This is a genomic window from uncultured Aureimonas sp. (genome assembly GCF_913775355.1).
GTDB lineage: Bacteria > Pseudomonadota > Alphaproteobacteria > Rhizobiales > Rhizobiaceae > Aureimonas.
Window position 1 is genome coordinate 1 of the sequence record NZ_CAJYIU010000087.1, and the last position, 25,000, is coordinate 25,000.

At 68.7% G+C, this 25,000-nt stretch carries 23 protein-coding genes, 1 other RNA gene and 1 pseudogene; 9 read left to right on the plus strand and 16 right to left on the minus strand.

All coding sequences use genetic code 11. From position 1 onward, the window contains the following. The 3 genes from QZ753_RS06065 to QZ753_RS06075 form a co-directional block, all read right to left on the minus strand. Window positions 1-718: ABC transporter substrate-binding protein (locus QZ753_RS06065; RefSeq protein ID WP_294641906.1), on the minus strand; the 718-nt coding region annotated here is incomplete at its 3' end. 10 nt (window positions 719-728) lie between these two features. After that, the gene (locus tag QZ753_RS06070; protein ID WP_294641907.1) at window positions 729-2,702 is read right to left on the minus strand and encodes an extracellular solute-binding protein; all 1,974 of its coding nucleotides are present in this window, start codon (window positions 2,700-2,702) and stop codon (window positions 729-731) included. Window positions 2,703-2,919: 217 nt separating this feature from the next. Then, a complete protein-coding gene (locus tag QZ753_RS06075) occupies window positions 2,920-3,912 on the minus strand; it encodes a c-type cytochrome (protein WP_294641908.1) in 993 nt (330 codons plus the stop codon). Between the two features lie 210 nt (window positions 3,913-4,122). On the opposite strand from QZ753_RS06075, the pseudogene QZ753_RS06080 reads away from it, so the two are divergent. Together QZ753_RS06080 and QZ753_RS06085 are read left to right on the plus strand one after the other, a co-directional pair. Next, window positions 4,123-4,836: pseudogene (locus tag QZ753_RS06080) on the plus strand (3-deoxy-manno-octulosonate cytidylyltransferase); the annotation flags it as partial. A 30-nt stretch (window positions 4,837-4,866) separates the two neighbouring features. Next, complete coding sequence (locus tag QZ753_RS06085) at window positions 4,867-5,721, plus strand: prephenate dehydratase (RefSeq protein WP_294641965.1); 855 nt, start codon at window positions 4,867-4,869, stop codon at window positions 5,719-5,721. A 62-nt stretch (window positions 5,722-5,783) separates the two neighbouring features. Here QZ753_RS06085 and QZ753_RS06090 read toward each other — a convergent pair whose 3' ends face one another. The 3 genes from QZ753_RS06090 to QZ753_RS06100 form a co-directional block, all read right to left on the minus strand. Continuing rightward, a complete protein-coding gene (locus tag QZ753_RS06090) occupies window positions 5,784-5,930 on the minus strand; it encodes a DUF1127 domain-containing protein (protein ID WP_294641910.1) in 147 nt (48 codons plus the stop codon). 143 nt (window positions 5,931-6,073) lie between these two features. Continuing rightward, complete coding sequence (nudC, locus tag QZ753_RS06095; protein WP_294641912.1) at window positions 6,074-6,994, minus strand: NAD(+) diphosphatase; 921 nt, start codon at window positions 6,992-6,994, stop codon at window positions 6,074-6,076. Then, window positions 6,994-7,413: an HIT domain-containing protein gene (locus QZ753_RS06100; protein ID WP_294641914.1), complete on the minus strand. Its 420-nt coding sequence runs from the start codon at window positions 7,411-7,413 to the stop codon at window positions 6,994-6,996. The genes nudC and QZ753_RS06100 overlap by 1 nt, the downstream gene beginning before the upstream one ends. A 30-nt stretch (window positions 7,414-7,443) precedes the next feature. On the opposite strand from QZ753_RS06100, the gene ffs reads away from it, so the two are divergent. The 5 genes from ffs (at window position 7,444) to QZ753_RS06125 (ending at window position 12,004) form a co-directional block, all read left to right on the plus strand. Beyond that, window positions 7,444-7,540: signal recognition particle sRNA small type (gene ffs, locus QZ753_RS06105), an RNA gene on the plus strand. Between the two features lie 208 nt (window positions 7,541-7,748). Next, window positions 7,749-9,680, plus strand: a complete 1,932-nt coding sequence (locus tag QZ753_RS06110) for a DNA polymerase III subunit gamma/tau (protein ID WP_294641916.1) — start codon at window positions 7,749-7,751, stop codon at window positions 9,678-9,680. A 25-nt stretch (window positions 9,681-9,705) separates the two neighbouring features. Then, a complete protein-coding gene (locus tag QZ753_RS06115; protein WP_055892723.1) occupies window positions 9,706-10,029 on the plus strand; it encodes a YbaB/EbfC family nucleoid-associated protein in 324 nt (107 codons plus the stop codon). 68 nt (window positions 10,030-10,097) lie between these two features. After that, window positions 10,098-10,703 carry a recombination mediator RecR gene (gene recR / locus QZ753_RS06120; RefSeq protein ID WP_055892726.1) on the plus strand — a complete coding sequence of 202 codons (606 nt, stop codon included), beginning with the start codon at window positions 10,098-10,100 and terminating at the stop codon, window positions 10,701-10,703. 77 nt (window positions 10,704-10,780) lie between these two features. Continuing rightward, window positions 10,781-12,004: a lytic murein transglycosylase gene (locus QZ753_RS06125; RefSeq protein ID WP_294641919.1), complete on the plus strand. Its 1,224-nt coding sequence runs from the start codon at window positions 10,781-10,783 to the stop codon at window positions 12,002-12,004. A 64-nt stretch (window positions 12,005-12,068) separates the two neighbouring features. Here QZ753_RS06125 and ppa read toward each other — a convergent pair whose 3' ends face one another. The 4 genes from ppa to QZ753_RS06145 all read right to left on the minus strand — a co-directional run bounded on the left by ppa (window position 12,069) and on the right by QZ753_RS06145 (window position 14,828). Further along, entirely contained in the window at window positions 12,069-12,644 is a 576-nt protein-coding gene (gene ppa, locus QZ753_RS06130) for an inorganic diphosphatase (protein ID WP_055893033.1), read from the minus strand. 104 nt (window positions 12,645-12,748) lie between these two features. Next, window positions 12,749-13,255 carry a GNAT family N-acetyltransferase gene (locus QZ753_RS06135; RefSeq protein ID WP_294641922.1) on the minus strand — a complete coding sequence of 169 codons (507 nt, stop codon included), beginning with the start codon at window positions 13,253-13,255 and terminating at the stop codon, window positions 12,749-12,751. A gap of 157 nt (window positions 13,256-13,412) precedes the next feature. Continuing rightward, window positions 13,413-13,796 carry a PH domain-containing protein gene (locus QZ753_RS06140; RefSeq protein WP_294641925.1) on the minus strand — a complete coding sequence of 128 codons (384 nt, stop codon included), beginning with the start codon at window positions 13,794-13,796 and terminating at the stop codon, window positions 13,413-13,415. A 12-nt stretch (window positions 13,797-13,808) separates the two neighbouring features. Then, window positions 13,809-14,828: a zinc-binding alcohol dehydrogenase family protein gene (locus tag QZ753_RS06145; protein ID WP_294641927.1), complete on the minus strand. Its 1,020-nt coding sequence runs from the start codon at window positions 14,826-14,828 to the stop codon at window positions 13,809-13,811. A 164-nt stretch (window positions 14,829-14,992) separates the two neighbouring features. On the opposite strand from QZ753_RS06145, the gene QZ753_RS06150 reads away from it, so the two are divergent. Further along, window positions 14,993-16,432, plus strand: a complete 1,440-nt coding sequence (locus QZ753_RS06150) for an Nramp family divalent metal transporter (protein WP_294641929.1) — start codon at window positions 14,993-14,995, stop codon at window positions 16,430-16,432. Window positions 16,433-16,544: 112 nt separating this feature from the next. Here the strand turns inward: QZ753_RS06150 and QZ753_RS06155 are convergent, their stop codons facing one another. From QZ753_RS06155 to QZ753_RS06165, 3 genes are all read right to left on the minus strand, one after another. After that, a complete protein-coding gene (locus tag QZ753_RS06155) occupies window positions 16,545-16,736 on the minus strand; it encodes a hypothetical protein (protein ID WP_294641931.1) in 192 nt (63 codons plus the stop codon). Between the two features lie 159 nt (window positions 16,737-16,895). After that, the gene (gene typA / locus QZ753_RS06160; protein ID WP_090961604.1) at window positions 16,896-18,725 is read right to left on the minus strand and encodes a translational GTPase TypA; all 1,830 of its coding nucleotides are present in this window, start codon (window positions 18,723-18,725) and stop codon (window positions 16,896-16,898) included. Between the two features lie 125 nt (window positions 18,726-18,850). Further along, the gene (locus QZ753_RS06165; RefSeq protein WP_294641935.1) at window positions 18,851-20,899 is read right to left on the minus strand and encodes a M3 family metallopeptidase; all 2,049 of its coding nucleotides are present in this window, start codon (window positions 20,897-20,899) and stop codon (window positions 18,851-18,853) included. A 148-nt stretch (window positions 20,900-21,047) separates the two neighbouring features. Between QZ753_RS06165 and QZ753_RS06170 the strand changes: the two genes are divergently transcribed. Continuing rightward, on the plus strand, window positions 21,048-21,536 hold the full coding sequence (locus QZ753_RS06170; protein ID WP_294641937.1) for a MarR family winged helix-turn-helix transcriptional regulator: 489 nt from the start codon (window positions 21,048-21,050) through the stop codon (window positions 21,534-21,536). Between the two features lie 4 nt (window positions 21,537-21,540). Here QZ753_RS06170 and QZ753_RS06175 read toward each other — a convergent pair whose 3' ends face one another. From QZ753_RS06175 to QZ753_RS06185, 3 genes are all read right to left on the minus strand, one after another. Then, on the minus strand, window positions 21,541-22,557 hold the full coding sequence (locus tag QZ753_RS06175; protein ID WP_294641939.1) for an LLM class flavin-dependent oxidoreductase: 1,017 nt from the start codon (window positions 22,555-22,557) through the stop codon (window positions 21,541-21,543). 137 nt (window positions 22,558-22,694) lie between these two features. Then, window positions 22,695-23,915 carry an argininosuccinate synthase gene (locus QZ753_RS06180; protein WP_294641941.1) on the minus strand — a complete coding sequence of 407 codons (1,221 nt, stop codon included), beginning with the start codon at window positions 23,913-23,915 and terminating at the stop codon, window positions 22,695-22,697. Next, window positions 23,843-24,874 carry a phosphatase PAP2 family protein gene (locus QZ753_RS06185; protein ID WP_294641943.1) on the minus strand — a complete coding sequence of 344 codons (1,032 nt, stop codon included), beginning with the start codon at window positions 24,872-24,874 and terminating at the stop codon, window positions 23,843-23,845. Before QZ753_RS06185 ends, QZ753_RS06180 begins: the two co-directional genes overlap by 73 nt. Window positions 24,875-25,000 lie beyond the last annotated feature (126 nt).

The window sequence follows — 25,000 nt, forward strand, 5'->3', positions numbered from 1 at the left end:
CGCCCCAGGCGCCGGAGCCGGGGATCACGTCGAAGCCGCCCCGGCCGAAGGGGCGGTCCTGGAAGAAGGCGGCGGGGACGATCGGCGTCGACAGGGTGGCGAGCGCCGTCGGCACCGTCTGGCGGCCGGAAAAGACGATCCGCACGGTGCGCTCGTCCTCGGCCGCGACCTCGCGCACCTCCAGAAGCTGGATCGCAAGACTCGGATGGCCCTCCCGCTTCAGTGTCTCGTAGGAGAACGCGACGTCGGCCGCCGTGACCGGCGCGCCGGTCGAGAAGCGCGCTTCGGGCCGCAGCTTGAACGTGAAGCGGTTGCCGTCGGCGGAGACCGAGACGCTTTCGGCGAGGAGGCCGTAGAGGCTGTCGGGCTCGTCGAGCGTCGAGAGCATCAGGCCCTCGTAGAGCATTTCCATGCGCGGCGGGGCGTTGCCCTGCAGAACCAGCGTGTTGAACGTGTCGAACGTGTCGGGCGACTGGTTGAAGTACCAGGACGGCACGGTGAAGGTGAACCGCCCGCCGTCGGGCGCCTCCGGGTTCGCGTAGTCGAAGCGCTGATAGCCGGCGGGATATTTCAGGTCGCCGAAGGCCGAGAGACCGTGGAGCGGCGTGTCGGCCGGGTTGTCGGCGAAGGAGAGGCGCGGGAGGGCGACGCCCGCCGCCGCGCCGAGCGCCAGCTTGCCGAAATCGCGGCGGCTGATGCGGATGAAGCTTTCGGTCACGCGTGGCGCCTCACGGCCGCTGCGGCGGGATGGCGGGTGCCGTCGCCGGGTCGGGCGCGCCTGCCGCCGCCTGATCGGCCGGCGTGTTCACCGCGACCTCGCCCTTCACCCACCACGAGAACGGGTCGATGCCGGCATAGGCCGGGCGCGTCGCGGGCATGCCGAACTTGTCCCACCACGCCAGCCAGATCGACGGGTTGTGGTACTGGGGCACGACGTAGAAGTTCCACAGAAGCACGCGGTCGAGCGCGTGGGTGGCGGCGACGAGGCTGTCACGGTCGGGCGCGTAGATGATCTTCTCGATGATCGCGTCGACCGCCGGATTGCGGATGCCGGCCGCGTTGCGGCTGCCGGGCTGGCCGGCCGCCGCGCTCGACCAGAAGTCGCGCTGCTCGTTGCCGGGCGACAGCGACTGCGCCATCACGTCGGTGACGATGTCGTACTCGAAGTTGTTGGTCAGCGCCTGATACTGCGAGGCGTCGACGATGCGGGTTGAGGTCTCGATGCCGAGCCGCTTCAGCTGGTTGGCGAAGGGATCGATGACGCGGCTCGACGAGGGGTCGGCCGCCAGGAACTCGATGCGGAACGGCTCGCCCTTGGCGTTCACGAGCTGCGAGCCCTGCCGCTTCCAGCCGGCCTGCGTCAGGAGTTCGAACGCCTGGCGGAGATACGTGCGCTCGGCCGCCGGGTCCGAATAGTCCGGCAGGGTGAAGGGCTTGGTGAAGACCTCGGGCGGGATCTCGCCGCGCAGCGGCTCGAGGATCTTCAGCTCCGCCTCGCTCGGCAGGCCCGACGAGGCGAGCTCGGTGCCCTGGAAATAGCTCGTGGTGCGCTTGTACTGGCCGTAAAACAGCGACCGGTTCATCTCCTCGAAATTGTAGGCGAGCGTCAGGGCCTGGCGCGTGCGCGGATCGGCGAACTTGTCGCGCCGCGTGTTCATCACGAAGCCCTGCATCGGCTCGCCGGTTTCGGAAGCGAACGCCTCCTTCTTCACGCGGCCGTCGCGGAAGGCGGGAAAGTCGTAGCCCTGCGCCCAGCGACCGGCGCTGTTCTCCGAGCGGTAGTCGGCGAAGCCGCCGCGCTTGAAGGCTTCCCAGCCCGCGCTCTGGTCGCGGAAATAGGTGTAGCGGATCTCGTCGTAATTGTAGCGGCCGACGCGCGGACCCTTGGACGCGGCCCAGTAGTCCGGCACCCGCTCCCAGGTGATCGTCGATCCCGGCTGGTAGGCCTTGACGCGATAGGGGCCGGAGCCGACGGGGATCTCCAGCGTCGGATTGTCGATGTCGCGCTTGCGGCCCTGCGCGTCCGTGCTCTCCCAGAAGTGCATCGGCAGCACCACGAGATCGCCCATGATGTTGGGCAACTCGCGGTTGCCCGTCTGGTTGAAGCGGAACGTCACCTCGCGCTCGCCGGTGATCTCGGCGCCGGTCACGTTGTGGTAGTAGTTGGCATAGAGCGGCGACAGACGCGTCACGGTCTGGAATGTCCAGACGACGTCCTCGGCGGTTATCGGCTGGCCGTCGTGGAACTTGGCCGCCGGATCGAGGCGGAAGGTCACGGACGAGAAGTCGGCGGGATAGCGCATCGCCTCGGCGATCAGCCCGTGGCTGACGCCCGGCTCGTCCAGCGCCTGATCCATCAGCGTGTCGTAGGCGATACCGCCGCCGAACGCGGCAAAACCGGCGGCCGGCGTGCCGCGCACCGGCAACGGATTGAAGCTGTCGAACGTGCCCGCCGCCTGGAGGTTGAGGCGGCCGCCTTTCGGCGCGTCCGGATTGACGAAGTCGTAGTGCCGGAAGTCGTCGCCGTATTTCGAGGGCCGGATCAGCGACGACCAGCTGCGCCATTCCCCCGCTTCTATCACGGCCGGTGCCGAGGCGCCGGCCGGGGCGGTATGGTCCTGCGCCATTGCGAACGGAATGCCGGAGACGGCCAGGAGAGCGGTCAGGGTCAGGGCGGACAAGGCGCGCGAGACTGGCGGCAAATCGATCTCCATCTGGCAGGGCCGGCGCGGCGCGCGCACCGGATGCCCGGACCCCGCCCGAGCTTTGTGGCCTTCCTCGGGCGAAAGGCCGTGGTGACGAAAGTGTAAGCTTCGCCTCGCCCCTGTCCAGAGACGCGGCCGCGTTCGCCGGGCCCGGAACGACGAAAGCCGGACCTTGCGGCCCGGCTTTCACGAAGGGTTGCGGTCTCGGTCGGCCTTACTGGGCCGGTGCCGGCGCCGGAGCGGCATTCTCGGCCGGAGCGGGCGTCGCAGGTGCGGGCGCCGCCGGGGCCGGGGCTGCCGGCGCTGCGGGGGCCGGAGCCGCCGCGGGCGCAGCCGGTGCCGTGGCGGGAGGCGTCGAGGGCGCCGGGTTCTCCTGCGGGGCCTGCGTGCCGGGCTGCGAAGGCGCGGCTTGGCCGGGCTCGGTCGGCGGAACGGGCGCGCCGGCGGGTCGGTTCTCGGCGTTGGTGCCGGTGGCCGGAACCGTGCCGGACGCCGGTGCGGTCGGCGCGCCGCCGGTGGTCTGGTCGGTGGAGCCGGCGCCCTGGGGCTGCGTCACCGCGTCGTTCGGCAGAGCGTTGGCATTGGTCGTGGCGTTCGGCTGGGTCTCGGCGGGTGCTGCCGCCGCTTCGCCGCCGGCCGGCGCGCCGGCGTCCGGCGCGGGGGGCGCCGGCGGGTTGTCCGACAGCGTGCCGAGATAGGCGAGGAGGTCGGCGCGCTCCTGATCCTTCGGGATGCCGGCGAAGCCCATCGCCGTGCCCTTGATGTACTGCTTGGGCCCATGCAGGAAGTGGTTCAGGTGATCCCAGTCCCAGACCACCGTCTTGCCCTGCGAGAACTCGGTAATGGCGGCCGAGTAGCTGAAGCCCTCGTGCGAGGCGATCGGACGGTTGACGACGTCCCACAGATCGGGGCCGACCTTGTTGGGTCCGCCCTTTTCGCCGGAATGGCAGGCCTGGCAACGCTTGAAGATGGCGGCGCCCGCCTCGGCATTGGCGGTCTGCATCAGCTGGCCGACCGGCGTCACCTCGTTGGCGGCGGGTGCGGCCCCGCCACCACCGGCGGGGGCATCTGGCACGGCGATCGCGAAGCCGGGCTGTTCGGGCGCCTCGGCATGGAAGATGCCCTCGGCCAGAAGGCTGCCGCCGAACAGAACGAACACGGTGCCGAGCAGGGCACCGAAGATCTTGTTGGCCTCAAACGAATTCATGATAAAGGGCGGCTCCCTCTGCAGCCGGCGCAAGGGGCCGACGACACGCGCTTTCGATCGTCCACGGGCAGAGCGCGATCCGCCGGTTCCCGGCGACCTGGCTCGAGCCCGTCAATTGGAAGCGTTCTGACATTCCGATCGGAATCGATCAAGCGCCCTCCTGTCACAGCTTCGCCTAAATTTCCTGCGGCCGCACCAGAGTCTTCACCCATGTCCACCCTGATCCTGATCCCGTCCCGGCTGGCCTCGACACGCCTTCCGATGAAGCCGCTGGCCGACATCGGCGGACGTCCGATGATCGTGCGCGTCGCCGAGCGGGCGCGCGAGGCGGCGATCGGGCGCATCGTGGTGGCGACCGACGACGCCGCGATTCGCGATGCGGTCACGGCTGCGGGGTTCGAGGCGGTGATGACCGGCGCCCACCACCAGTCCGGCTCCGACCGTATCTTCGAGGCGCTGGAGATCATCGATCCCGCAGGCGAGATCGACACGATCATCAACCTCCAGGGTGACCTGCCGACGATCGAGCCGGAGACGATCCGCGCCGTGCTGCGCCCCTTCGCCGATCCCGCCTGTGAGATCGCGACCGTCGCGGTCGAGATCGAGAACCCGGCCGACCGCATGGACCCCAGCGTCGTCAAGCTGATCGGCACGCCGGTCGCCGAGAGCCGGCTCAACGCGCTCTACTTCACGCGTGCGACCGCGCCGACGGGGGACGGGCCGCTCTATCACCATGTCGGCATCTACGCCTATCGCCGCGCGGCGCTCGCCCGCTTCGTGGCGCTCCAGCCCTCGCCGCTGGAGATGCGCGAGAAGCTCGAGCAGCTGCGTGCGCTCGAGGCCGGCATGCGGATCGACGCCGAGATCGTCGACGCGGCGCCGCTCGGCGTCGACATGCCCCACCAGCTGGAGGAGGCCCGGCGCTTCTACGAGCCGGCGACGCGCTCAAACCGCATCTCGTTCCAGGGCGAGCCGGGTGCCAACTCCGACACCGCCTGCCGGACGATGTATCCCGGCCTCGAGCCGCTGCCGTGCCCGACCTTCGAGGACGCGCTGGCGGCCGTCACGCGCGGCGAGGCGGACCTTGCGATGATCCCGATCGAGAACACGATCGCCGGCCGCGTCGCCGACATCCACCACCTCCTGCCGGTGTCGGGCCTGCAGATCGTCGGCGAGTTCTTCCTGCCGATCCGCTTCCAGCTGATGGCCAAGCCCGGCACGGGCCTTGGCGACATCCGCGAGGTGCACAGCCACATCCACGCGCTCGGCCAGTGCCGCGGCATTTTGCGGCGCAACGGCTGGAAGCCGGTCATTTCGGGCGACACGGCGGGCGCGGCGCGCATCATCTCGCAGATGGCCGAGCGCGACGTCGCGGCGCTCGCGCCCCGGCTCGCCGCCGAGCTCTACGGCCTCGACATCCTCGCCGAGAACGTCGAGGACGCCGAGCACAACACGACGCGTTTCGTGGTCCTGTCGCGGCCCGGTCGCGGCGAGGCGCTCTGGGCGCCGCGGTCCGGCGAGATGGTGGTCACCACCTTCGTCTTCGAGGTGCGAAACCTGCCGGCCGCGCTCTACAAGGCGCTCGGGGGCTTTGCCACCAACGGCATCAACATGACGAAGCTCGAGAGCTACCAGCTGGAGGGCAAATTCGTGGCGACGCAGTTCTTCGCCGATATCGAGGGGCATCCGAACGACCCCGGCGTCGCGCGCGCGCTCGACGAGTTGCGCTTCTTCTCCAAGCGCGTCTCGATCATGGGCGTCTATCCCGCGTCTCCCGACCGCCCTACGCACCCCGGCGCCGCGGAGTAGGGCGCCAACGAAAAAGGCCCCGCTAGAGCGGGGCCTTTTTCGTATTCGGCTTGGTGCGTGGTTCAGCGACCGATGCGAACCATGCGCTCGATGTCGCCACGCAACACGCCGATGTCGCTCAGCATGCGGTCGTCCATGCTGTTGAGTTCGATGACGGTGCGGCGGTGCGAGCGGAAGGACTGGAAGCGCTTGGCGATGGAGTTGAGCATGGGAGCCTCGGAGAGCAACAGAATTCGTTGACCCCGATATACACTCCGCGGCTGCCTAAAAGGAGAGCAGGTTTAGCACGCCTGTTGTGCAGCGCGTGCATAACTCAGCCAATTTGTCGTTCATGAAATCTTAATGCCTCCGTTCAAGGCAGCTCTTTGCCGCTTGCGAAGGCAGCCAGGAGGTGGTGGGCGATCGCAAAGCGGGCAGGGGCGACGAGGCCGTCGGGATGTCGGTGTTCCAGCATCGCCTGCACCTCGGTCCGGTCGAACCAGCGGCAGGCTTCGAGCTCGGCCGCATCGAAGGTGATCGGCGCCTGGAGGGCCTCCGCCATGCAGCCGATCATCAGCGATCCCGGGAACGGCCAGGGCTGCGAGGAGTGGTAGCGCACCGCGCCGACCACGAGGCCGGCCTCCTCCAGTGTCTCGCGGCGCACGGCATCCTCCAGCGTCTCGCCGGCCTCGATGAAGCCGGCGAGGCAGGACCACATGCCCGGCGCGAAATGCGGCTGCCGGCCCAGCACGCAGCGCCCTTCGCCGTCGTGCACGAGCATGATCGACACCGGGTCGGTGCGGGGGAAGACGACGTGGCCGCACGCTGTGCAGCGGCGCCGGAAACCGGCGGCCTCGCAAACCGCCGGCGCGCCGCAGCGCCCGCAGAAGCGGGCCGAGGCATGCCAGTTCAGAAGATGGGCGCCCTGCGCGAGTTCACCCTCGAGGGCGGGCGACAGAAGCTCGCGCATGCCGAGCGTGCGCAGATCCCACAGCGCGATCCCCTCCGGCGGCTCGAAGTCGTCGATGCCGGCGACGAGCCGCGGCACGCCGGCATCGTCGTGGCCGAGAAGGATCTCGATCGGCGAGGGTCCGAGCAGCGCATGCGCCTCCGCGACGCGGAAAGCGGGATCGGGCGCGTCGCCCCCGCGGCACAGCCACTGGCCCCTGGAGGCCAGATAGACGCGCGCCTGCGGGTGGCCGAGCGCCTCCTCGAGCGAGGCGTCGGTGCGCAACTCGCCGTCGCGGCGCAGCGCGTTGGCGGCAAACCCGAGGCGGATGGGGGCGTCGGACATCAGCGGAGGCCTTCCTGGACGGAACGGATCAGCGCCTCGTCGGCGCCGGAGCCATAGGGGAGGGCGCTCTCGAAGCCCCAGACCGGCTTCGGCCAGTTCGGATCGCCGGACGAGCGCGCGACGACATGCAGATGGAACTGCCGCACCACGTTGCCGAGGGCACCGATGTTGATTTTCTCCGGGTGCTTTGCGCCCTGAAGAGCCTTGGCCGCCGCGTTCGCCTCGTCGAGAAGCTGCCGGCGGTCAGCGTCGTCCAGATCGAAGAGTTCGACGAGCCCCGCGCGCCGCGGCACGAGGATCAGCCACGGCCAGCGGGCGTCGCGCATCAGGAGGAGCCGGCAGAGCGGGAGATCGCAGATCGGCCTCGTGTCGGCCTCCAGGCGGGAATCGAGCACGAAGGCGGATGGGTCGGCTTGCATTTCGATGCGTTCTCCACGATATGAACGGTGGGAGGTTGGTGGTGGACGAGCCGCTCGCCAACCGGGTCAGGTCCGGAAGGAAGCAGCCCCAACGAATCCGGCACGGGTCATCGTGCCAGCCTCCCACCCTTTCGTCCCGCACCCGATGGTCTCATGCGATTCGCCTGTCATAGGCGATGCGGCGTCCGGCTGCGAGGTGCCGAGCCCCGCTTCGGCACGCTGCGACATCGGTCCTCCGGCCTCGTGCGCCGATTGCATTCAGCGAAAAGCCGCGTAGGGTCGCGCCGGCGCGCCCGGTGGCCCGGATCGCCGCGCCCCGCATTCGAATGGAGCCGATGGCCGAGGACCCCCATCCCCAGACCGCCGCGACGCCCTACCGGGTCCTCGCGCGCAAGTACCGTCCCCGTTCCTTCGACGACCTGATCGGCCAGGAGCCGATGGTGCGCACGCTCACCAACGCCTTCGAGGCCGGCCGCATCGCGCAGGCCTGGATGCTGACGGGCGTGCGCGGCGTGGGCAAGACCACGACCGCGCGTATCCTGGCGCGGGCCTTGAACTACGAGACCGACACGATCCACCAGCCGACGATCCACATGATCGAGCCCGGCGTCCACGATCAGGCGATCATGGAGGGGCGGCATGTCGACGTCGTCGAGATGGACGCCGCCTCGCACACCGGCATCGACGACATCCGCGAGATTATCGCGCAGGTGCGCTACCGCCCGGTCTCGGCACGCTACAAGGTCTACATCATCGACGAGGTCCACATGCTCTCGACGCAGGCCTTCAACGGCCTGCTGAAGACGCTGGAGGAACCGCCCGAGCACGTGAAATTCGTGTTCGCGACCACCGAAATTCGGAAGGTTCCGATCACGGTCCTGTCGCGCTGCCAGCGCTTCGACCTGCGCCGCGTCGATCCCTCATTGATGATCGCGCATCTGCGCCGTGTGCTCGGTGCGGAGCATGTCGAGGCCGATGACGACGCGCTGCGCCTCCTCGCCCCCGCTTCCGAGGGCTCGGTGCGCGACGCGCTGTCGCTGACCGACCAGGCGATCGCCCACGGCGCGGGCCATGTCGACGCCGGCACGGTGCGCGACATGCTGGGGCTCGCCGACCGGGCGCGCATCGTCACCCTGTTCGAGCTTCTGATGCGCGGCGACGGGGCGGGCGCGCTGCGCGAGTTCGCCGGGCAGTACGATTTCGGCGCCGATCCGCTGGTGGTGCTGACGGACCTCGCCGACTTCACCCACCTCGTGACCTCGCTGCGTTTCGTGCCGGAGACGGCGGGCGACGCGTCGCTCTCGCCAGTCGAGGTCGAGCGCGGGCGCGAGTTCGCCGAGCGCCTGTCGGTGAAGACGCTGTCGGAAGTCTGGCAGATGCTCCTGAAGGCGATCGAGGAAACGCGCGCCGCCGCCTCGCCCCGGCAGGCCGCCGAGATGGCGCTGATCCGCATCGCCTACGCCGCGACGATGCCCTCGCCGGAAGACCTCGCGCGTCTCCTCGCCGGGGCGGGCGGGCTCCCCTCGGCGCCGCCGCCGAACGGATCGGCGATGTCCTCGCGCGGCGATGCGCCCTCCAGCGCGGCCCCTTCGCCGCCGCCGGTCATGGCGTCCGCCGTTCAGGCCGCCGGCGTTCCGCAGCTGCGCTCCTCCGGGCCGTCGCTCGCCGCCCGCATGGTGGCGTCCAGCCCCCAGCCGATGGCCGCGACCGTCGCGCCCGCGCCTGCGATCGAGGCGGACGCAATGCCCGCATCCTTGCGCGATCTCGAAAAGCTCGCGGGCGAGCGCCGCGATTCGCGCATGAAGGCCTGGATCCGCCGCTACCTCCGCCTCGTGCGCATGGAGCCGGGCCGCATCGAGATCGAGCTGGCCGGCGGCGCGCCGGTCACGCTGTCAGGCGAACTCACCAAGAAGCTCTTCGAGTGGACCGGATTGCGCTGGGTGGTCACGGTCGCCGGCAAGGGCGGCGGTCAGACGCTGGAGGAGGTCGACGCCGCGCGCCGGGCGCAGCTCATCGCCGAGGCCGAGGCCGATCCCGAGGTCGCCGCGATCCTCGCCGCGCTGCCGGGCGCCAAGGTCCGCGAGGTGCGCCTGCGCGGCGAACCCGAGCCCGAGGCGGCGGACGACGACGGCCCGCCGCTCGCCGAGGACGACGGACTGCCGGAGCGTATCGACATCGACCCGTCCGACCTTGGCTTTGGCGGCGAGGATGACGACATGGGGGAGGGCGTCGCCTTCGATGCCGACGCCGAACTCGACGACGATTGATCGCAACAGCTGAAGGACCGCGCGCATGAAGGATCTCATGGGCATGATGAAGCAGGCCAAGGCCATGCAGGAGAAGATGCAGGGGCTGCAGGCCGAGATCGCCGAGACGACGGCGAGCGGCCAGGCGGGCGGCGGCGTCGTGTCCGTGACGCTGAAGGGCACGGGCGAGCTGGTCGCCGTGGAGCTCGATCCCTCGCTTCTGAAGGCCGACGAGAAGGACATTCTGGAAGACCTCCTCGTCGCCGCCCATGCCGATGCCAAGCGCAAGCTCGACGCGGTGATCCAGGACAAGACGCAGGCGCTCACCGCCGGCCTGCCGCTGCCTCCCGGCATGAAGCTGCCGTTCTAGACCTTTCTGTCGTTCCGAACTGCCGGGCGCCCCGCGCCCGGTCCCGCTTGCCCCGAGGCCGCCCTCCCATGTCCAAGACCATCGCCGGCCCCGAGATCGAGCGGCTGATCCAGCTCCTGTCGAAGCTACCGGGGCTTGGGCCCCGCTCGGCCCGTCGCGCGGCGCTGCATCTCGTGAAGCGGCGCGAGCAGATCCTGCGCCCCTTGGGCGATGCGATGGCGGAGGCCGCCGAGAAGGTGCGCATCTGCTCGAACTGCGGCAACATCGACACCCGCGACCCCTGCACGATCTGCTGCGATCCGGCCCGTGACCAGACGACGGTGATCGTGGTGGAGGACGTGTCCGACCTCTGGGCGCTGGAGCGGGCGAAGGCGCTGAACGCCGCCTATCACGTCCTTGGCGGCGTCCTGTCGCCGCTGGAGGGCGTCGGTCCCGACGACCTCACGATCCGCCGCCTCGTCGAGCGCGTGGCGGAGGGCACGATCCGCGAACTCGTGATCGCCGTGAACGCGACGGTCGAGGGACAGACGACGGCCCATTACATCATCGACCAGCTCGCCGACTTCGACGTCTCGGTCACGCGCCTCGCCCACGGCGTGCCGGTCGGCGGCGAGCTCGACTATCTCGACGAGGGCACCTTGTCGGCCGCCATGCGCTCGCGCACGAAGATCTGACCGTCCCCGCCACGAGATCGGCGCAAGGTCGCCCTTATAGCCTTCCGGCAGGACGAGATCTGCCGGGGGTGCGGAAGATGAAGACGATCGCGTGGGCGCTGGCGGCGCTCGTGGCAGGCAGCGGCTTGGCGCAGGCGCAGGATGTGCAGGCCGGCTTCCGCGCGTTTCTCCAGAACGACATCTGGCCGGAGGCACGCGCCGCCGGCGTCTCGCGCCAGACCTTCGATGCCGCCTTCGACGGCGTGAAGGCCAACACCAAGCTCCCCGACCTCCAGCTTCCCGGCGACAAGACCAAGGTCGAGGAGGTGAACCGGCAGGCCGAGTTCCAGAGCCCGACGAGCTATTTCGACGAGGCCAAGATGGCCGCGACCGCCGCCAAGGGCCGCGCGATGCTCCAGCAGTATGCCGGCCCCATCAAGCGGATCGAGGAGAGCTACGGCGTGCCGGGGCCGATCCTTGTCGCCGTCTGGGGACGCGAGTCGGGCTACGGGGCGGCCAAGATCCCCTACGATGCCTTCGAGGTGCTGGGCACCAAGGCCTATCTCGCGCGCCGCAAGGAAATGTTCCGCGCCGAGCTGATCGCGGCCCTTCGAATCGTCGAGGACGGGGACCTCACGCCACAGCAGATGAAGTCGTCCTGGGCCGGCGCGCTCGGGCAGCCCCAGTTCATGCCGACGAAGTTCCGAAAGCTTGCGGTCGACTTCGACGGCGATGGCCGCCGCGACATCTGGAACTCGGTGCCGGACACGCTGGCGTCGATCGCGAACTATCTCCGCCAGTCCGGCTGGCAGCCGGGCCGCGGCTGGGGCTTCGAGGCCAGCGTCCCCGCGTCCGTTTCCTGCACGCTGGAAGGGCCCGACCAGGGACGCCCGATCGCCGACTTCGCCAAGGCGGGCGTGACCCGCGCTTCCGGCCGCGCCTTTCCGGCTGGCGAGATGCGAGCCACCGGCCATCTCCTGATGCCCGCCGGCCGTTTCGGCCCGGCCTTCATCGCGACGCCGAACTTCTACGTCATCAAGGAATACAACAACTCCGACCTCTACGCCCTGTTCATCGGCCATCTCGCCGACCGGATGGGCGGCGCGGGCCCGTTTTCGGGCGACTGGCGCAAGGTCTCCGGGCTGACGCGCGGCGACGTCGCCCGGCTGCAGGAACGGCTCGTCGCGCGCGGCTACGACGTCGGCCGGCCGGACGGGCTGGCCGGCTTCAAGACGCGTCGCTCGATCGGCGCGGTCCAGGAAAAGGCGGGCCAGCCCGCGACCTGCTGGCCGACCAAGGAGCTGGCAGCCAGCATCCGCTGAAGGCGCAAACGAAAAAAGGGGCCGTGCGGCCCCCTTTCTCGTCATCCTTTTGGTGCGCGACGGCTCAGGCGTTTTCCTGGCCGACCGGCGTCGGGTTCTTCTCCGACTCCTTGGCGTTGTCGTAGCGCTCGACCGCCTCGCGGATCATCTGCTTGGCCTCGGCCGAACCCGCCCAGCCGCCGATTTTCACCCACTTGCCGGGTTCCAGATCCTTGTAGTGCTCGAAGAAGTGCTCGATCTGCTTCAGCGTGATCTCCGGCAGGTCGGTGTGCTCGAAGACCTTGGTGTAGCGCTGCGTCAGCTCGGGCGAGGGGACCGCAATCACCTTCTCGTCGAGGCCCTTGTTGTCCTCCATCTTGAGGACGCCGATCGGGCGGCAGTTGATCACGCAGCCGGGGAAGAGCGGGCGGGTCGAGCAGACGAGCACGTCGATCGGGTCGCCGTCGTCCGAGAGCGTGTGCGGCACGAAGCCGTAGTTCCCGGGATAGGTCATCGGCGTGTAGAGGAAGCGGTCGACGAAGAGCGCGCCCGAGTCCTTGTCCATCTCGTACTTGATCGGATGACCGCCGACCGGCACCTCGATGATGACGTTGATGTCCTCGGGCGGGTTCTTGCCGCGAGCGATGGCGTCGATGCGCATGGGGATCTCCGAGTTGAACTCGGCGGTTCCTAGCCAATCGTCGCGCGAGAGGCAATCGAGGTCGGATGGAAGGGTGAACGCCGCCGTCCAGCGTTCGGGGCGCCTTACATGAAGCAGTAGGCGACCTTGTGGAGGGCGACTCCTTCGAACGTCTCCGAACCCGTCGCCACGTCGACGCCGCCGGACGCCTCGTAGAAGCGCACCGCGTTCTCGTTGTCGGCGAGCGACCAGACCGCGACGCCCTTCAGACCGCGGGCGCGCAACAGCGTGCGGCAGGCGTCGAACAGGCGGCGGCCGAAACCGACCCCCTGGAACTCCGGCTTGAGGTAGATCTCGTACACCTCGCCGTCGACGCTGAGCCCGCGGGTGCGGTTGCGCCCGACCGTGGCATAGCCGACGATCTCGCCGCCGTATTCCATGACGAGGATCGTCGCCCGGTTGGCGATCGCCCGCGACCACCAGTCCGGCCCCCGTCGTTCCACCATGGCGGACAGCGCCCGGTGCGGGATCAGCCCCCGGTAGGCCGCCGTCCAGGCGGCGGCGTGGACGACCGACAGCGCGCCGGCGTCGGCGGCCTCGGCAAGTCGGACATCTGCGGCGATCGTCTTCATATCGCGTTAACTATGAACGCTGCGGGACGATCCATCGAACGCGACGAAAATGTGGACCGGATGTGTCGAAGCCATGCCATGCGGCGCGTCGTAACCCGGCGAGGCGGACCCCCTCAATGCCCGCCCGCGATTTCGAGGGCGCCATGCACAGGCGGGATCAGCCCCGCCCGAGGACGCCGAGCGCCAGCGCCTTCTGGATGCCGGCCAGATTGGTGCCGCGCGACAGGTTCTGCAGAAAGGGCTGCGGCTGGCCGGACACCCATATGCGCAGTTCGGCATCGGTGTCGAAGGAGCCGGCCGTCTCGACCGAGAACATCGTGATCGCGCGATAGGGGATGGAGTGATAGGCGCGCTTGCGGCCCGTCATCCCCTGCTTGTCGACGAGGATGATGCGGCGGTCGGTGAAGACCATCTGGTCGCGCAGGATCTGGAAGGCGACCTCGATCGTCTCGTCGGGCAGGAGCACGGGGTCGAGTTCGCGTGCCAGCGCCCCAACGTCGAGGTCGCTGGCAAGGCCGAGCAGTCCGGACAACAGTCCCATCGTCGAGCTCCTTCAGGTGCCGGCCGGCCAGCCGGCGATCACGGTCTTGCCGAGCGTGCGCCCGGTCTCGACGAGGCGATGCGCCTCGCGAACCGTCTCCGCCGTGATCGGCCGCAGGGTGCGCGTGCGCGTCGTGCGGATGCGTCCGGCGTCGACGAGGCGCGAGACCTCGGCGAGAAGGCGGTGCTGCTCGATCATGTCGGCGGTCTGGAACACCGGCCGCGTGAACATGTATTCGAAATGCAGCGAAACGGATTTGGTGCGGATCGGCGCGAGGTCGATATCGGCGCTGTCGATCACGCAGAGATGGCCGAAGGGCCGGATCATCCGCCCGATGTCGGCCATGTGGTGGGGCGTCTGGGTGACGCCGAAGACGTAGTCGACCGGCCCGAGGCCGAGCGCCTCGACCTGCGGCGCCATCGGCTGCGCATGGTCGACGACGTGGTGGCAGCCGTGGTCGATCGCGAACGCCCGCGTCTCCTCGCGCGAGGCGGTGCCGACCACCGTCAGGCCGGTCAACTCGCGGGCAAGCTGCGTGGCGATCGATCCGACGCCGCCCGCAGCACCGATGACCAGGAGCGTGCCCTTCTCGCTAAGGTCGGGCTGGATGCGGAAGCGGTCGAACAGCGTCTCCCAGGCCGTGATCGCGGTCAGCGGCAGGGCGGCGGCATCCGCGAAGTCGAGGCTCGCCGGCTTGCGCGCGACCAGCCGCTCGTCGACCAGCTGGTACTCCTGGTTGGAGCCCGGACGATCTACGGCACCGGCATAGAACACCGCATCGCCCGGCCGGAACAGCGTGGCGTCCTCGCCCGCCGCCTCGACGGTCCCGGCCGCGTCGAAGCCGAGAATGCGCGGCAGGCGCGATGCGTCCGCCACCGGGCCGCGCTGCTTGGTGTCCACCGGATTGATCGAGACCGCCTCGACCCGCACCAGCAGGTCACGCCCGGCGGGCTGGGGGCGGCGCAGGTCGAGGTCGACGAGATGATCGACCGATCTGTCGGGAGGCGACGCCGCGTATCCCACCGCTCTCATGGATCACCTCCGCCCCGTTGTGCCCGCCTGACCTATGGCGCCGGCCGGCGGCATCAAGATCGCGAGAGACCGGCCTTCAGGGCGCCCGCGCCCTATCTCCTCTCGTGTTGACGGTGGGGACCGTCTGCCGCACAGGCTGCGGACGATCGTAAGCAGGAGGGACGATGTCTGATTTCACAAGGGAGGCGCGCGGTTCGGCCGCCGACCTCTTCCCGACCGGCGTGCTCGGCCGTCCCGAGGTGCGCGAGCTGCCGCCCGCACCCGCCAACACCGCCAAGCTCATCGGCCCCGGCATCGTGGCCGCCGGCGTCGGCCTGTCGTCGGGCGAGTTCATCCTCTATCCCTATATCGCCAGCCAGGTCGGCATGGCCTTCGTCTGGGCGGCACTCGTCGGCGTCATGACGCAGTTCTTTCTGAACATGGAGATCGAGCGCTACACGCTGGCGACAGGCGAGACGGTGCTGACCGGCTTCAGCCGTTTCTGGCGGCACTGGGGGCTCGTGTTCGCCCTGATGACGTGTTTCGCCAACCTCTGGCCGGGCTGGGCGACGAGTTCGGCGACCATGCTGTCCTACATCGTTGGCGGCGAGCCGCGCTGGATCGCGATCGGCATGCTCCTCGTGATCGGTCTCATCCTGACGCTCGCCCCGGTCGTCTACGTCATGCTGGAGCGGCTGCAGATGGTGAAGGTCGCCGCGGTCGGCATCCTGATCCTGATCGCCGCCTTCTTCGTCATCACCGCGGAGGACTGGGCGGCACTGCCTCAGATCGTGACCACCGCGAAGATCCCGACCGAACTCGGCTTCGCGCTTCTTCTGGGCGCGCTGGCCTTCGCGGGCGCCGGCGGCGGGCAGAACCTCTGCCAGTCCAACTGGATCCGCGACAAGGGCTTCGGCATGGGCAAATACGTGCCGCGCATCATGAGCCCGGTCACCGGCGAGCCGGAGGCCGCGCCGTCCACCGGTTTCGTCTTCGAGCCGACGCCGGAGAACATGGCGCGCTGGCACCGCTGGTGGGGCTTTGCCAATGTCGAGCAGCTCGTCACCTTCGTGCTGATCACCTTCATCACGATCACCTTCACCTCGCTTCTCGCCTACGCCACGGTCTACGGGCAGGACGGGCTCCCCAACTCGGTGGCCTTCGTGCAGAGCGAGGGTCTCGTGCTGGCCGACAAGGTCGGCGGCTGGTTCGGCGCGCTGTTCTGGTTCATCGGCGCCTTCTCGCTGTTCGGCGCGGCGACCGGCATCGTCGACTACACGGCGCGCCTGTCCGCCGACGTGCTGCGCACGACCTACGTGCGGGGCGCGAACGAGAGCCGTCTCTATTTCTGGATCGTGTGGGGGCTCGTCGCGATCGGCATCGCGGTGCTGCTCTTCGGCCTGACGCAGCCGCTGGTGCTGCTCGTCATCTCGGCCTGCACGGGCGGTCTGATGATGTTCATCTACTCGGGCCTCCTCATCCTCCTCAACCGGAGGCTTCTGGTGCCCGAGCTTCGTCCCGGCGTCGGCCGCATCGCAGCGCTCGCCTGGGGCTTTCTCCTGTTCGGCTTCCTGTCGATCCTGACGCTCGGCCAGCAGATCCCCAAGCTCTGGGGCGCCGGCTGAGACGACAAAAGGGCGGCGCCGGTCTCGGCTCCGCCCTTCCAGCTGGCCGCTGGCGCCCGGGCGCCGCGGGTTCTTCGTCAGCTTTCCTTCGAACCGCCCGCAGGCCGTGAGATCAAAGCTTGGCGTGCGGCTGGCGCAGGCGCGGCGGCTGGCGGAACAGCCAGGGCATGCCCTGCGTCGGCTGGAGAGACGAATCGGACCCGTGCGTGTTGAGCATCGAGGTCCAGACGTCACGGTTCATGTCCGTGGGTTGGCGGTCGTTGCTGGCGGTGATCTCGCGGCCTTCGGGCGACAGATACGACATGGCGCTTCCTCCTTGTCGCAAGAACGGGAGGCAGCAGTCGCCGTTCCTCGAAATGATGAAGGAATCATCAAAATGATGAAGTCGTGAACAGCCTTCACGACAAAGGGGACGCGGTCGCCCGCGTCCCCTTCGAATTCGTCCGTCTCGTTCGTCCGCCGGTCAGGCGACCTTGCGGCTCTTCTCGAAGCGCTTGCGCTCGTTCGGGTCGAGATAGAGCTTGCGCAGGCGGATGTTCTTCGGCGTCACCTCGACCAGCTCGTCGTCCTGGATCCACGAGAGGGCGCGGTCGAGCGTCATGCGGATCGGGGTCGTCAGCTTCACCGCCTCGTCCTTGCCGGCGGCACGGATGTTGGTGAGCTGCTTGCCCTTGAGGACGTTCACCTCGAGGTCGTTGTCGCGGCTGTGGATGCCGATGATCATGCCCTCGTAGACCTTGACGCCCGGATCGATGATCATCGGGCCGCGGTCTTCGAGGTTGAACATGGCGTAGGCCACCGCTTCGCCGGACGCGTTGGCGATGAGAACGCCGTTGGTGCGGCCCGCCAGCGCGCCCTTGTAGGGGGCGTAGGAGTGGAACAGGCGGTTCATGATCGCCGTGCCGCGGGTGTCGGTCAGAAGCTCCGACTGGTAGCCGATGAGGCCGCGCGTCGGCGCGTGGAACACGAGACGCTGGCGACCGCCGCCCGACGGGCGCAGCTCCTTCATCTCGCCCTTGCGCTCGCTCATCTTCTGCACGACGACGCCCGAATGCTCCTCGTCGACGTCGATCACGACCTCTTCGATCGGCTCCAGCGTCTCGCCGGTCTCCTCGTTCTTCTGCATCACGACACGCGGACGCGAGACGCCGATCTCGAAACCCTCGCGGCGCATGGTCTCGATGAGGACGGCGAGCTGCAGTTCGCCGCGGCCCGACACGAAGAAGGAGTCCTTGTCCTCCGACTCTTCGATCTTGAGCGCGACGTTGCCCTCGGCCTCCTTGAGGAGACGGTCGCGGATCACGCGGCTCGTCACCTTGTCGCCCTCGGTGCCCGCGAGCGGGCTATCGTTGACGATGAAGCTCATGGTCACGGTCGGCGGGTCGATCGGCTGGGCCTTCAGCGCCTCCGTCACGGACGGATCGCAGAACGTGTCGGCGACGGTGCCCTTCTGCAGGCCCGCGATGGCGACGATGTCGCCGGCCTCGGCGTAGTCGATCGGCGTGCGCTCGAGACCGCGGAAGGCGAGGATCTTCGAGATGCGGCCGGTTTCCAGCTGCTGGCTCTCGCCGTTCAGGACCTTGATAGTCTGGTTCGGCTTGATCGAGCCGGACTGGATGCGGCCCGTGATGAGGCGGCCGAGGAACGGGTTGGCCTCGAGGATCGTGCCGATCATCTTGAACGGCTCGTCCTTGCCGGCGGTGTCCGGCTCGGGAACGTGCTTGACGATGAGGTCGAAGAGGGGCTCTAGGCCCTTGTCCTGCGGACCGTCCGGGGCTTCCGCCATCCAGCCGCCGCGGCCGGAGCCGTAGAGGACCGGGAAGTCGAGCTGCTCGTCGGTGGCGTCGAGGTTGACGAAGAGATCGAAGATCTCGTTCAGCACTTCCTCGTGACGCTCGTCCGGGCGGTCGATCTTGTTGATCGCGACGATCGGCTTCAAGCCGACCTTGAGGGCCTTGCCGAGCACGAACTTCGTCTGCGGCATTGGGCCTTCCGAGGCGTCGACGAGGATCACCGCGCCGTCCACCATGTTCAGGATGCGCTCCACCTCGCCGCCGAAGTCTGCGTGGCCCGGGGTGTCGACGATGTTGATCCGCGTGTCCTTCCACTCCACCGAGGTGGCCTTGGCGAGGATCGTGATCCCGCGCTCCTTTTCGAGGTCGTTGGAGTCCATCGCGCGCTCTTCGGTGCGCTGGTTCTCGCGGAACGAACCCGACTGGGCGAGGAGCTTGTCGACCAGGGTCGTCTTGCCATGGTCAACGTGCGCGATGATCGCGATGTTGCGGAGCTTCATGTGTCAGGTCACCGAAAGGGGTTGAAACGCGTTTGGAGGCGCGTCTCGAAAGAAACGGCCCAAGGACGTCGCGGTCATTGGGCCGTCCATAACGAATTTTTCGCGATTGCGAAAGGTGCCCCTTGTCAGGCGGCGAAACCGCGCTTGCGCATCAGGGCGTCCGGGTCCGGCCCACGGCCCCGGAAACGCTCGTAGAGCGCGGCCGGATCGTCCGAATTGCCGGCGGCGTATACATTTTCCCGCAGGCGACGCGCGGTTTCCCCGTGGAACGGATCGCCGGCCTCGCCGAACGCCTCGAACGCGTCGGCGTCGAGAACCTCCGACCACATGTAGGAGTAGTAGCCCGCCGAATATCCGTCGCCCGAGAAGATGTGGGCGAAGTGCGGCGAGCGGTGGCGCATGACGATCTGCCGGGGCATGCCGAGCCCGTCGAGGATTTCGGCCTCGCGCGCCATCGGGTCAGTGGGTGCTTCGCCCTCGCGGTGGAACAGCAGGTCGACCAAAGCGGAGGCCGTGAACTCCACCGTGTCGAACCCGGCATCGAAGGTGCGTGCGGCCTCGAGCTTCCTCACCTCGTCCGCCGGCAGCGGCTGGCCGGTCTCGGCATGCAGCGCGTGGCGCTCGAGGATCGCGGGCACCGTCAGCCAGTGCTCAAAGAGCTGCGAGGGCAACTCCACGAAATCGCGCGCGACCGCCGTCCCGGCGAGCGAGGGGTAGGTGACATCCGACAGGAGCCCGTGCAGCGCGTGGCCGAACTCGTGGAACAGCGTGCGCGCGTCGTCCACCGACAGGAGCGCCGGCTGGCCCCGGGCGGGCTTGGCGAAGTTGCAGACGTTGTAGATCACGGGCGTCTGGCCGCCGTCGATCCTGTGCTGCGAACGAAGCGCGCTCATCCAGGCGCCCGAGCGCTTGGAGGTGCGGGCGAAATAGTCGCCGATGAAGAGGCCGCGCTCCGCGCCGTCCCGGTCGCGCACCAGCCAGACGCGCGCGTCCGGGTGCCAGGCGCGAACGTCCGGCAGCGCCTCGAAGGTGAGGCCGAAGATGCGTCCCGCGACGTCGAAGGCGGCATCGATCATCCGGTCGAGCTGGAAGAAGCTCTTGAGCGCCCCCTCGTCGATCGCGAACTCGGCCTGCCGCCGCTTCTCGGCATAGTAGCGCCAGTCGGAGGCGGCGAGCGGCGCGTTGTCGCCCTCGCTGGCGGCAAGCGCCGCCAGCGTCTGCGCATCGCCCGTCGCGCGTTCGCGCGCCTTGTCCCACACACGCCGCAGCAGCGCTTCCACGGCGTCGGGGGTCTTGGCCATCGTGTCGTCGAGCTTGTAGTCCGCAAACGACGCGAACCCGAGGAGCTTCGCCTTCTCCGCCCGCAGCGCGAGGATCTCGGCCAGCACCGGCCGGTTGTCGGTCGCGCCCTCGCGCTCGCCTCGCCGCGTCCAGGCCGAGAACACCTCCTCGCGCAGCGCGCGGTCCGGGCAGTAGGTCAGGAACGGCACGACGATCGAGCGCGACAGCGTGACGACATGTCCACCGAGCCCGCGCTCCTCGGCTGCGTCCGCCATCGCCGAGACCAGGAACGGCGGCAGGCCGGCGAGGTCGGTCTCCGCGACGGGTCGGGCATAGGCGCTCTCGTCGGCGAGGACGTTCTGCGAGAAGCGAGTGCCGAGTTCGGCGAGCCGGGCGTTGATGTCGGCGAACCGCTGGCGATCCTCGCCTTCGAGCCTCGCGCCCGAGCGAACGAAGCCCGAATGGGTGCGCTCCAGGAGGCGCAGGGCCTGCGCATCGAGGCCGGCCTCGTGGCGGCGCTCGAAGAGCGCATCGATCCGCGCGAAGAGCTCGGCGTTCAGGGAGATGCGCGAGCCATGGCGGGAGAGCTTCGGCGAGACCTCGCGCTCGACGCGCTGGATGCCTTCGTTGGTGTTGGCGCCGGCCAGCGTGAAGAACAGCGCCGCCACGCGCGCGAGCGGGCGTCCGGCCCGCTCGAGCGCGAGGATCGTGTTCTCGAAATCGGGCTCCGACGGGTCCTCGGCGATTGCGTCGATTTCCGTCGCATGCGATTTCATCGCGCGATCGAAGGAGGTGGAGAAATCCTCGGGCGACAGGGCGGCGAAGTCCGGAAGTTTGTGGCCGCCCGGGAACGCAAAGCGGGAATCGAACGCTTCGATCTGTGATTCTGTCATTGTTGGAACCATTTTTAAAGAATCATCCCTTGCCCGTGGCCATCGAATGAAGGACACGGTTTCGCGAGATCAAGGACTTCCCGCCCCGGCAAAAGCAGGGCCGGACGTTGGGTTATGAAGAAGGCGGCGGTCAGTGCCAGACTTGACGATGGGAAATGCATTCGGGTTTCTTCTCGGCGACACGTCGCGACTCTTTCGACAATATTTCGAAAAGACCATCGCGGAAAACGGCCTTGGTCTCACGCCCGGTGAAATCCGCGCCCTCGGCCATGTGATCCGCTTCCGCGGCTCGCGCCAGGCGATCCTCGCCGAGCGCATGGGCGTCGAGCCGATGACGCTCTCGGCCTATCTCGACCGCCTCGAGGCGCGCCAGCTGATCCGCCGCGCCATGGACCCGAACGACCGCCGGGCCAAGCTGATCGAGCCGACCGACGAGGCGTTCCGCATCATGCGCGAGCTCGACCCGCTGTTCGACCAGATCTACGGCTCCGCGATGCAGGGGCTGTCGCCGGACCAGATCCAGGTGGCCGGCGAGGTGCTGCGGGCGATCCGCGCCAACCTCAGCAACGACCCCCAGCTGGAAGAGCCGATCAACCTCCTGTGCACGACGGCGCCGAAGCCCGACGCCGCCGCCTGATCCTTTACTCGGCGGCCGCGGCCAGCGGTCGGCTGCCGATCGCCTGCATCGCCTCGGCGGCCAGCGCGAAGGAGCGCACCCGCGACGCGTGGTCGTGGATCTGGCCGGTCAGGATCACCTCGTCCGGCCGATAGCGGTCGACCAGCCGTTCCAGCCCGTCGCGCACGCGGTCCGGCCCGCCGACCACCGACACGCGCAGCGCCTCGTCGACCATCGCCCGCGCGCCGGGCTCCAAGACATCGTCGATATCGTCCACCGGCCGCGGCAGCGGACCCGGCTGGCCCGAGCGCAGCCGCGCGAAGGCCTGCTGCATCGAGGACTGGAGGCGTCGCCCTTCCGCGTCGGTGTCGGCCGCGAACACGTTGATCGCCAGCATGAAGTGCGGCCTGTCGAGTTCCTCGGACGGACGGAAGGTCTGCCGGTAGATCTCGGCCGCATCGTCGAGCGCCTGCGGGGCGAAATGCGAGGCGAAGGCATAAGGCAGGCCGAGATGGGCGGCGAGCTGCGCGCCGTAAAGGCTGGAGCCGAGGATCCAGACCGGCACATGGGTTCCCGCGCCCGGCACCGCGCGCAGCCGCTGGTTCGGCTCGGCATCGGCGAAATAGGCCATCAGTTCCAAGACGTCCTGCGGGAAGTTGTCGGCGCTCTCGAGGTTCCGGCGCAGCGCGCGCGCCGTCATCATGTCGGTGCCGGGCGCGCGGCCGAGCCCGAGGTCGATCCGGCCGGGATAGAGCGTCGCCAGCGTGCCGAACTGCTCGGCGATCACCAGCGGCGCATGGTTCGGCAGCATGATGCCGCCCGACCCGACGCGGATGGTCTTCGTGCCGGCCGCGACATGCCCGATGACCACCGCCGTCGCGGCGCTCGCGATGCCCGTCATGTTGTGGTGCTCAGCCAGCCAGTAGCGGTTGTAGCCGAGCCGTTCGGTCTGGCGCGCGAGATCCAGCGAGTTGGCCAGCGCGTCGGCTGCCGTGCCGCCTTCGGGAATGGGCGACAGGTCGAGAACGGAATAGGGGATCATCGTTCGCCTTCCATATGATTTTCCCCAAGGTGGGGGTGCGGCGGGCCGATGGAAAGGGGCGGCGGCCGGAACCGGCCGCAACGAAAAAGGGCCGGCGGATCGCTCCGCCAGCCCTCGTCATCTCTGCTCGGCTCGGTTCAGAGGCCGTTGCGCTTGGCGAGCGTGCGTAGGCGCAGCGCGTTCAGCTTGATGAAGCCGGCGGCGTCCTTCTGGTCGTAGGCGCCCTGGTCGTCCTCGAAGGTGACGAGCTTGTCGGAATAGAGCGACTTCGGGCTGGTGCGGCCGGTGACCATGACGTTGCCCTTGTAGAGCTTCAGCGTCACCTCGCCCTCGACGTGTTCCTGGCTCCGGTCGATGAGGGCCTGCAGCATCTCGCGCTCCGGCGAGAACCAGAAGCCGTAGTAGATGAGCTCCGCGTAGCGCGGCATCAGCTCGTCCTTGAGGTGCGCCGCGCCCCGGTCAAGCGTGATGCTCTCGATCGCACGGTGCGCGGCCAGCAGGATCGTGCCGCCCGGCGTCTCGTAGACGCCGCGCGACTTCATGCCGACGAACCGGTTCTCGACGAGGTCGAGGCGGCCGATGCCGTTGTCGCGGCCGTAGTCGTTGAGCTTGGCCAACAGCGAGGCGGGCGACAGGCGCTCGCCGTTGATCGACACGGCATCGCCGCGCTCGAAGCCGACGGTGATGACGGTCGCCTTGTCGGGCGCGGCCTCGGGCGAGATCGTGCGCATGTGCACGTATTCCGGCGCCTCGACGCTCGGGTCCTCCAGCACCTTGCCCTCCGAGGACGAGTGCAGGAGGTTGGCGTCGACGGAGAAGGGTGCCTCGCCCTTCTTGTCCTTGGCGACCGGGATCTGGTTCTTCTCGGCGAAGTCGAGAAGGTCGGTGCGCGACTTGAACGCCCAATCGCGCCACGGGGCGATGATCTTGATGTCGGGGTTCAGCGCATAGGCCGACAGCTCGAAGCGGACCTGATCGTTGCCCTTGCCAGTCGCGCCGTGGGCGATGGCGTCGGCGCCGGTCTTCTTTGCGATGTTGATCAGGTGCTTGGAGATCAGCGGCCGCGCGATCGAGGTGCCGAGGAGATAGACGCCCTCGTACACCGCGTTGGCGCGGAACATCGGGAAGACGAAGTCGCGCACGAACTCCTCGCGCACGTCCTCGATGAAGATCTCCTTGATGCCAAGCATCTCGGCCTTGCGGCGCGCCGGCTCCAGCTCCTCGCCCTGGCCGAGGTCGGCCGTGAAGGTCACGACCTCCGCGCCGAGCTCCGTCTGGAGCCACTTCAGGATGATGGAAGTGTCGAGGCCGCCGGAATAGGCGAGAACGACCTTCTTGACGTCGCGCGGAAGAGCCATGCTTCGGAATGATCCCGGATAGTGGACGATCGCGCCCCCAGATGCGGACGCCGACGACGTCGCGCGGGATGCCAGGCCCCGAGACGTCCGTCGGGCGCTCTTAACAAAGCGCCGGGAACGAAGGAAGAGCGCCCCGCGGCCTCAAGTGCTCCGAGGTGCTTGGCGAGCGCCCGCGCCCCGGCGTCCGCGCGAGCGTCGATCCCGGCCGCCCGGCGCGCCACCAGACGCTGCATCACCGCCGCGCCGATCGCGACGAAGAGCCACGAGACGAGGACATCCGAGAGGAAGTGACTGCCGAAGGCGATCCGGTTCACCGAGGCGGCGACCGCGAAGGGCACGAGGAGGACGAGCGCCGCCAGCCGCCACCGGCGGGGCAGGAGGAGCATCAGGACCGGCAGCACGGCGGCCGATGCGGCCTCGCCCGAGGAGAAGGAGCAGTTGCGCGCGCAGGCCTGCGAGACCTGCCAGACGGCCGTGAACACGTGGTCGCCGCTGAAGGCGACGACGTCGTGCGGACGGGCGCGACCGAAGGTGTTCTTCAGGAGATGGACGACGCCGAGCGGCGCGAGGGCATAGGTCCCGAGAACGACGAGGATGGCGGACGGCCGGGGCAGCCATGCGGCTCGTCCGGGCCGTGCGAGCCGGCGTGCGAGAAAGTCCAATCCGACGGCGAGGGCGATCCAGGCCGGCAGCGCCCGGTTCAGATCGCGCAGGGCCAGGAGGCCGGGCGAGTCCGCGAGCGGGAACCCGCCCGCCGCCGATGCGAAGACGCGCGATGCGGCAAGGTCGAGGCCGGGTGCCGCGTAGAAGAGGCCGCTCACCGCGACGAGCGCGGCCACGAGCGGCAACTCCGGCGATGCGCGGGTGCGGCCGGCGGCGTGCGGACGGCGATGGAGGCCCTCGAGGCAGAAGGTCATCGCGCAGGGCATCGCCCGTTCGCGCCGCGTGGCTGCGATCACGACAGTCCTCCCGATGCCCGGCCGGTCGCCGGCGATGGATCCGATCGATCTTTCCTAGGGGCAGGGGATGACGTAGGAGTGATCCCCGGATGAAGGCCCTGCGACAGCCGTGGCGATCGCACGCGT

Excerpts from the sequence above, each read along its gene's own strand:
- QZ753_RS06140 (WP_294641925.1), bottom strand. The coding sequence starts at position 13,796 with ATGGGACTGTTGTCCGGACTGCTCGGCCTTGCCAGCGACCTCGACGTT.
- QZ753_RS06090 (WP_294641910.1), bottom strand. The coding sequence starts at position 5,930 with ATGCTCAACTCCATCGCCAAGCGCTTCCAGTCCTTCCGCTCGCACCGC.
- QZ753_RS06180 (WP_294641941.1), bottom strand. The coding sequence starts at position 23,915 with ATGGCTCTTCCGCGCGACGTCAAGAAGGTCGTTCTCGCCTATTCCGGC.
- QZ753_RS06170 (WP_294641937.1), top strand. The coding sequence starts at position 21,048 with ATGGGAAATGCATTCGGGTTTCTTCTCGGCGACACGTCGCGACTCTTT.
- ppa (WP_055893033.1), bottom strand. The coding sequence starts at position 12,644 with ATGCGCATCGACGCCATCGCTCGCGGCAAGAACCCGCCCGAGGACATC.
- QZ753_RS06175 (WP_294641939.1), bottom strand. The coding sequence starts at position 22,557 with ATGATCCCCTATTCCGTTCTCGACCTGTCGCCCATTCCCGAAGGCGGC.
- QZ753_RS06165 (WP_294641935.1), bottom strand. The coding sequence starts at position 20,899 with ATGACAGAATCACAGATCGAAGCGTTCGATTCCCGCTTTGCGTTCCCG.
- QZ753_RS06125 (WP_294641919.1), top strand. The coding sequence starts at position 10,781 with ATGAAGACGATCGCGTGGGCGCTGGCGGCGCTCGTGGCAGGCAGCGGC.
- recR (WP_055892726.1), top strand. The coding sequence starts at position 10,098 with ATGTCCAAGACCATCGCCGGCCCCGAGATCGAGCGGCTGATCCAGCTC.
- QZ753_RS06150 (WP_294641929.1), top strand. The coding sequence starts at position 14,993 with ATGTCTGATTTCACAAGGGAGGCGCGCGGTTCGGCCGCCGACCTCTTC.
- typA (WP_090961604.1), bottom strand. The coding sequence starts at position 18,725 with ATGAAGCTCCGCAACATCGCGATCATCGCGCACGTTGACCATGGCAAG.
- QZ753_RS06100 (WP_294641914.1), bottom strand. The coding sequence starts at position 7,413 with ATGCAAGCCGACCCATCCGCCTTCGTGCTCGATTCCCGCCTGGAGGCC.
- QZ753_RS06075 (WP_294641908.1), bottom strand. The coding sequence starts at position 3,912 with ATGAATTCGTTTGAGGCCAACAAGATCTTCGGTGCCCTGCTCGGCACC.
- QZ753_RS06135 (WP_294641922.1), bottom strand. The coding sequence starts at position 13,255 with ATGAAGACGATCGCCGCAGATGTCCGACTTGCCGAGGCCGCCGACGCC.
- QZ753_RS06115 (WP_055892723.1), top strand. The coding sequence starts at position 9,706 with ATGAAGGATCTCATGGGCATGATGAAGCAGGCCAAGGCCATGCAGGAG.
- QZ753_RS06110 (WP_294641916.1), top strand. The coding sequence starts at position 7,749 with ATGGCCGAGGACCCCCATCCCCAGACCGCCGCGACGCCCTACCGGGTC.
- QZ753_RS06145 (WP_294641927.1), bottom strand. The coding sequence starts at position 14,828 with ATGAGAGCGGTGGGATACGCGGCGTCGCCTCCCGACAGATCGGTCGAT.
- QZ753_RS06155 (WP_294641931.1), bottom strand. The coding sequence starts at position 16,736 with ATGTCGTATCTGTCGCCCGAAGGCCGCGAGATCACCGCCAGCAACGAC.
- nudC (WP_294641912.1), bottom strand. The coding sequence starts at position 6,994 with ATGTCCGACGCCCCCATCCGCCTCGGGTTTGCCGCCAACGCGCTGCGC.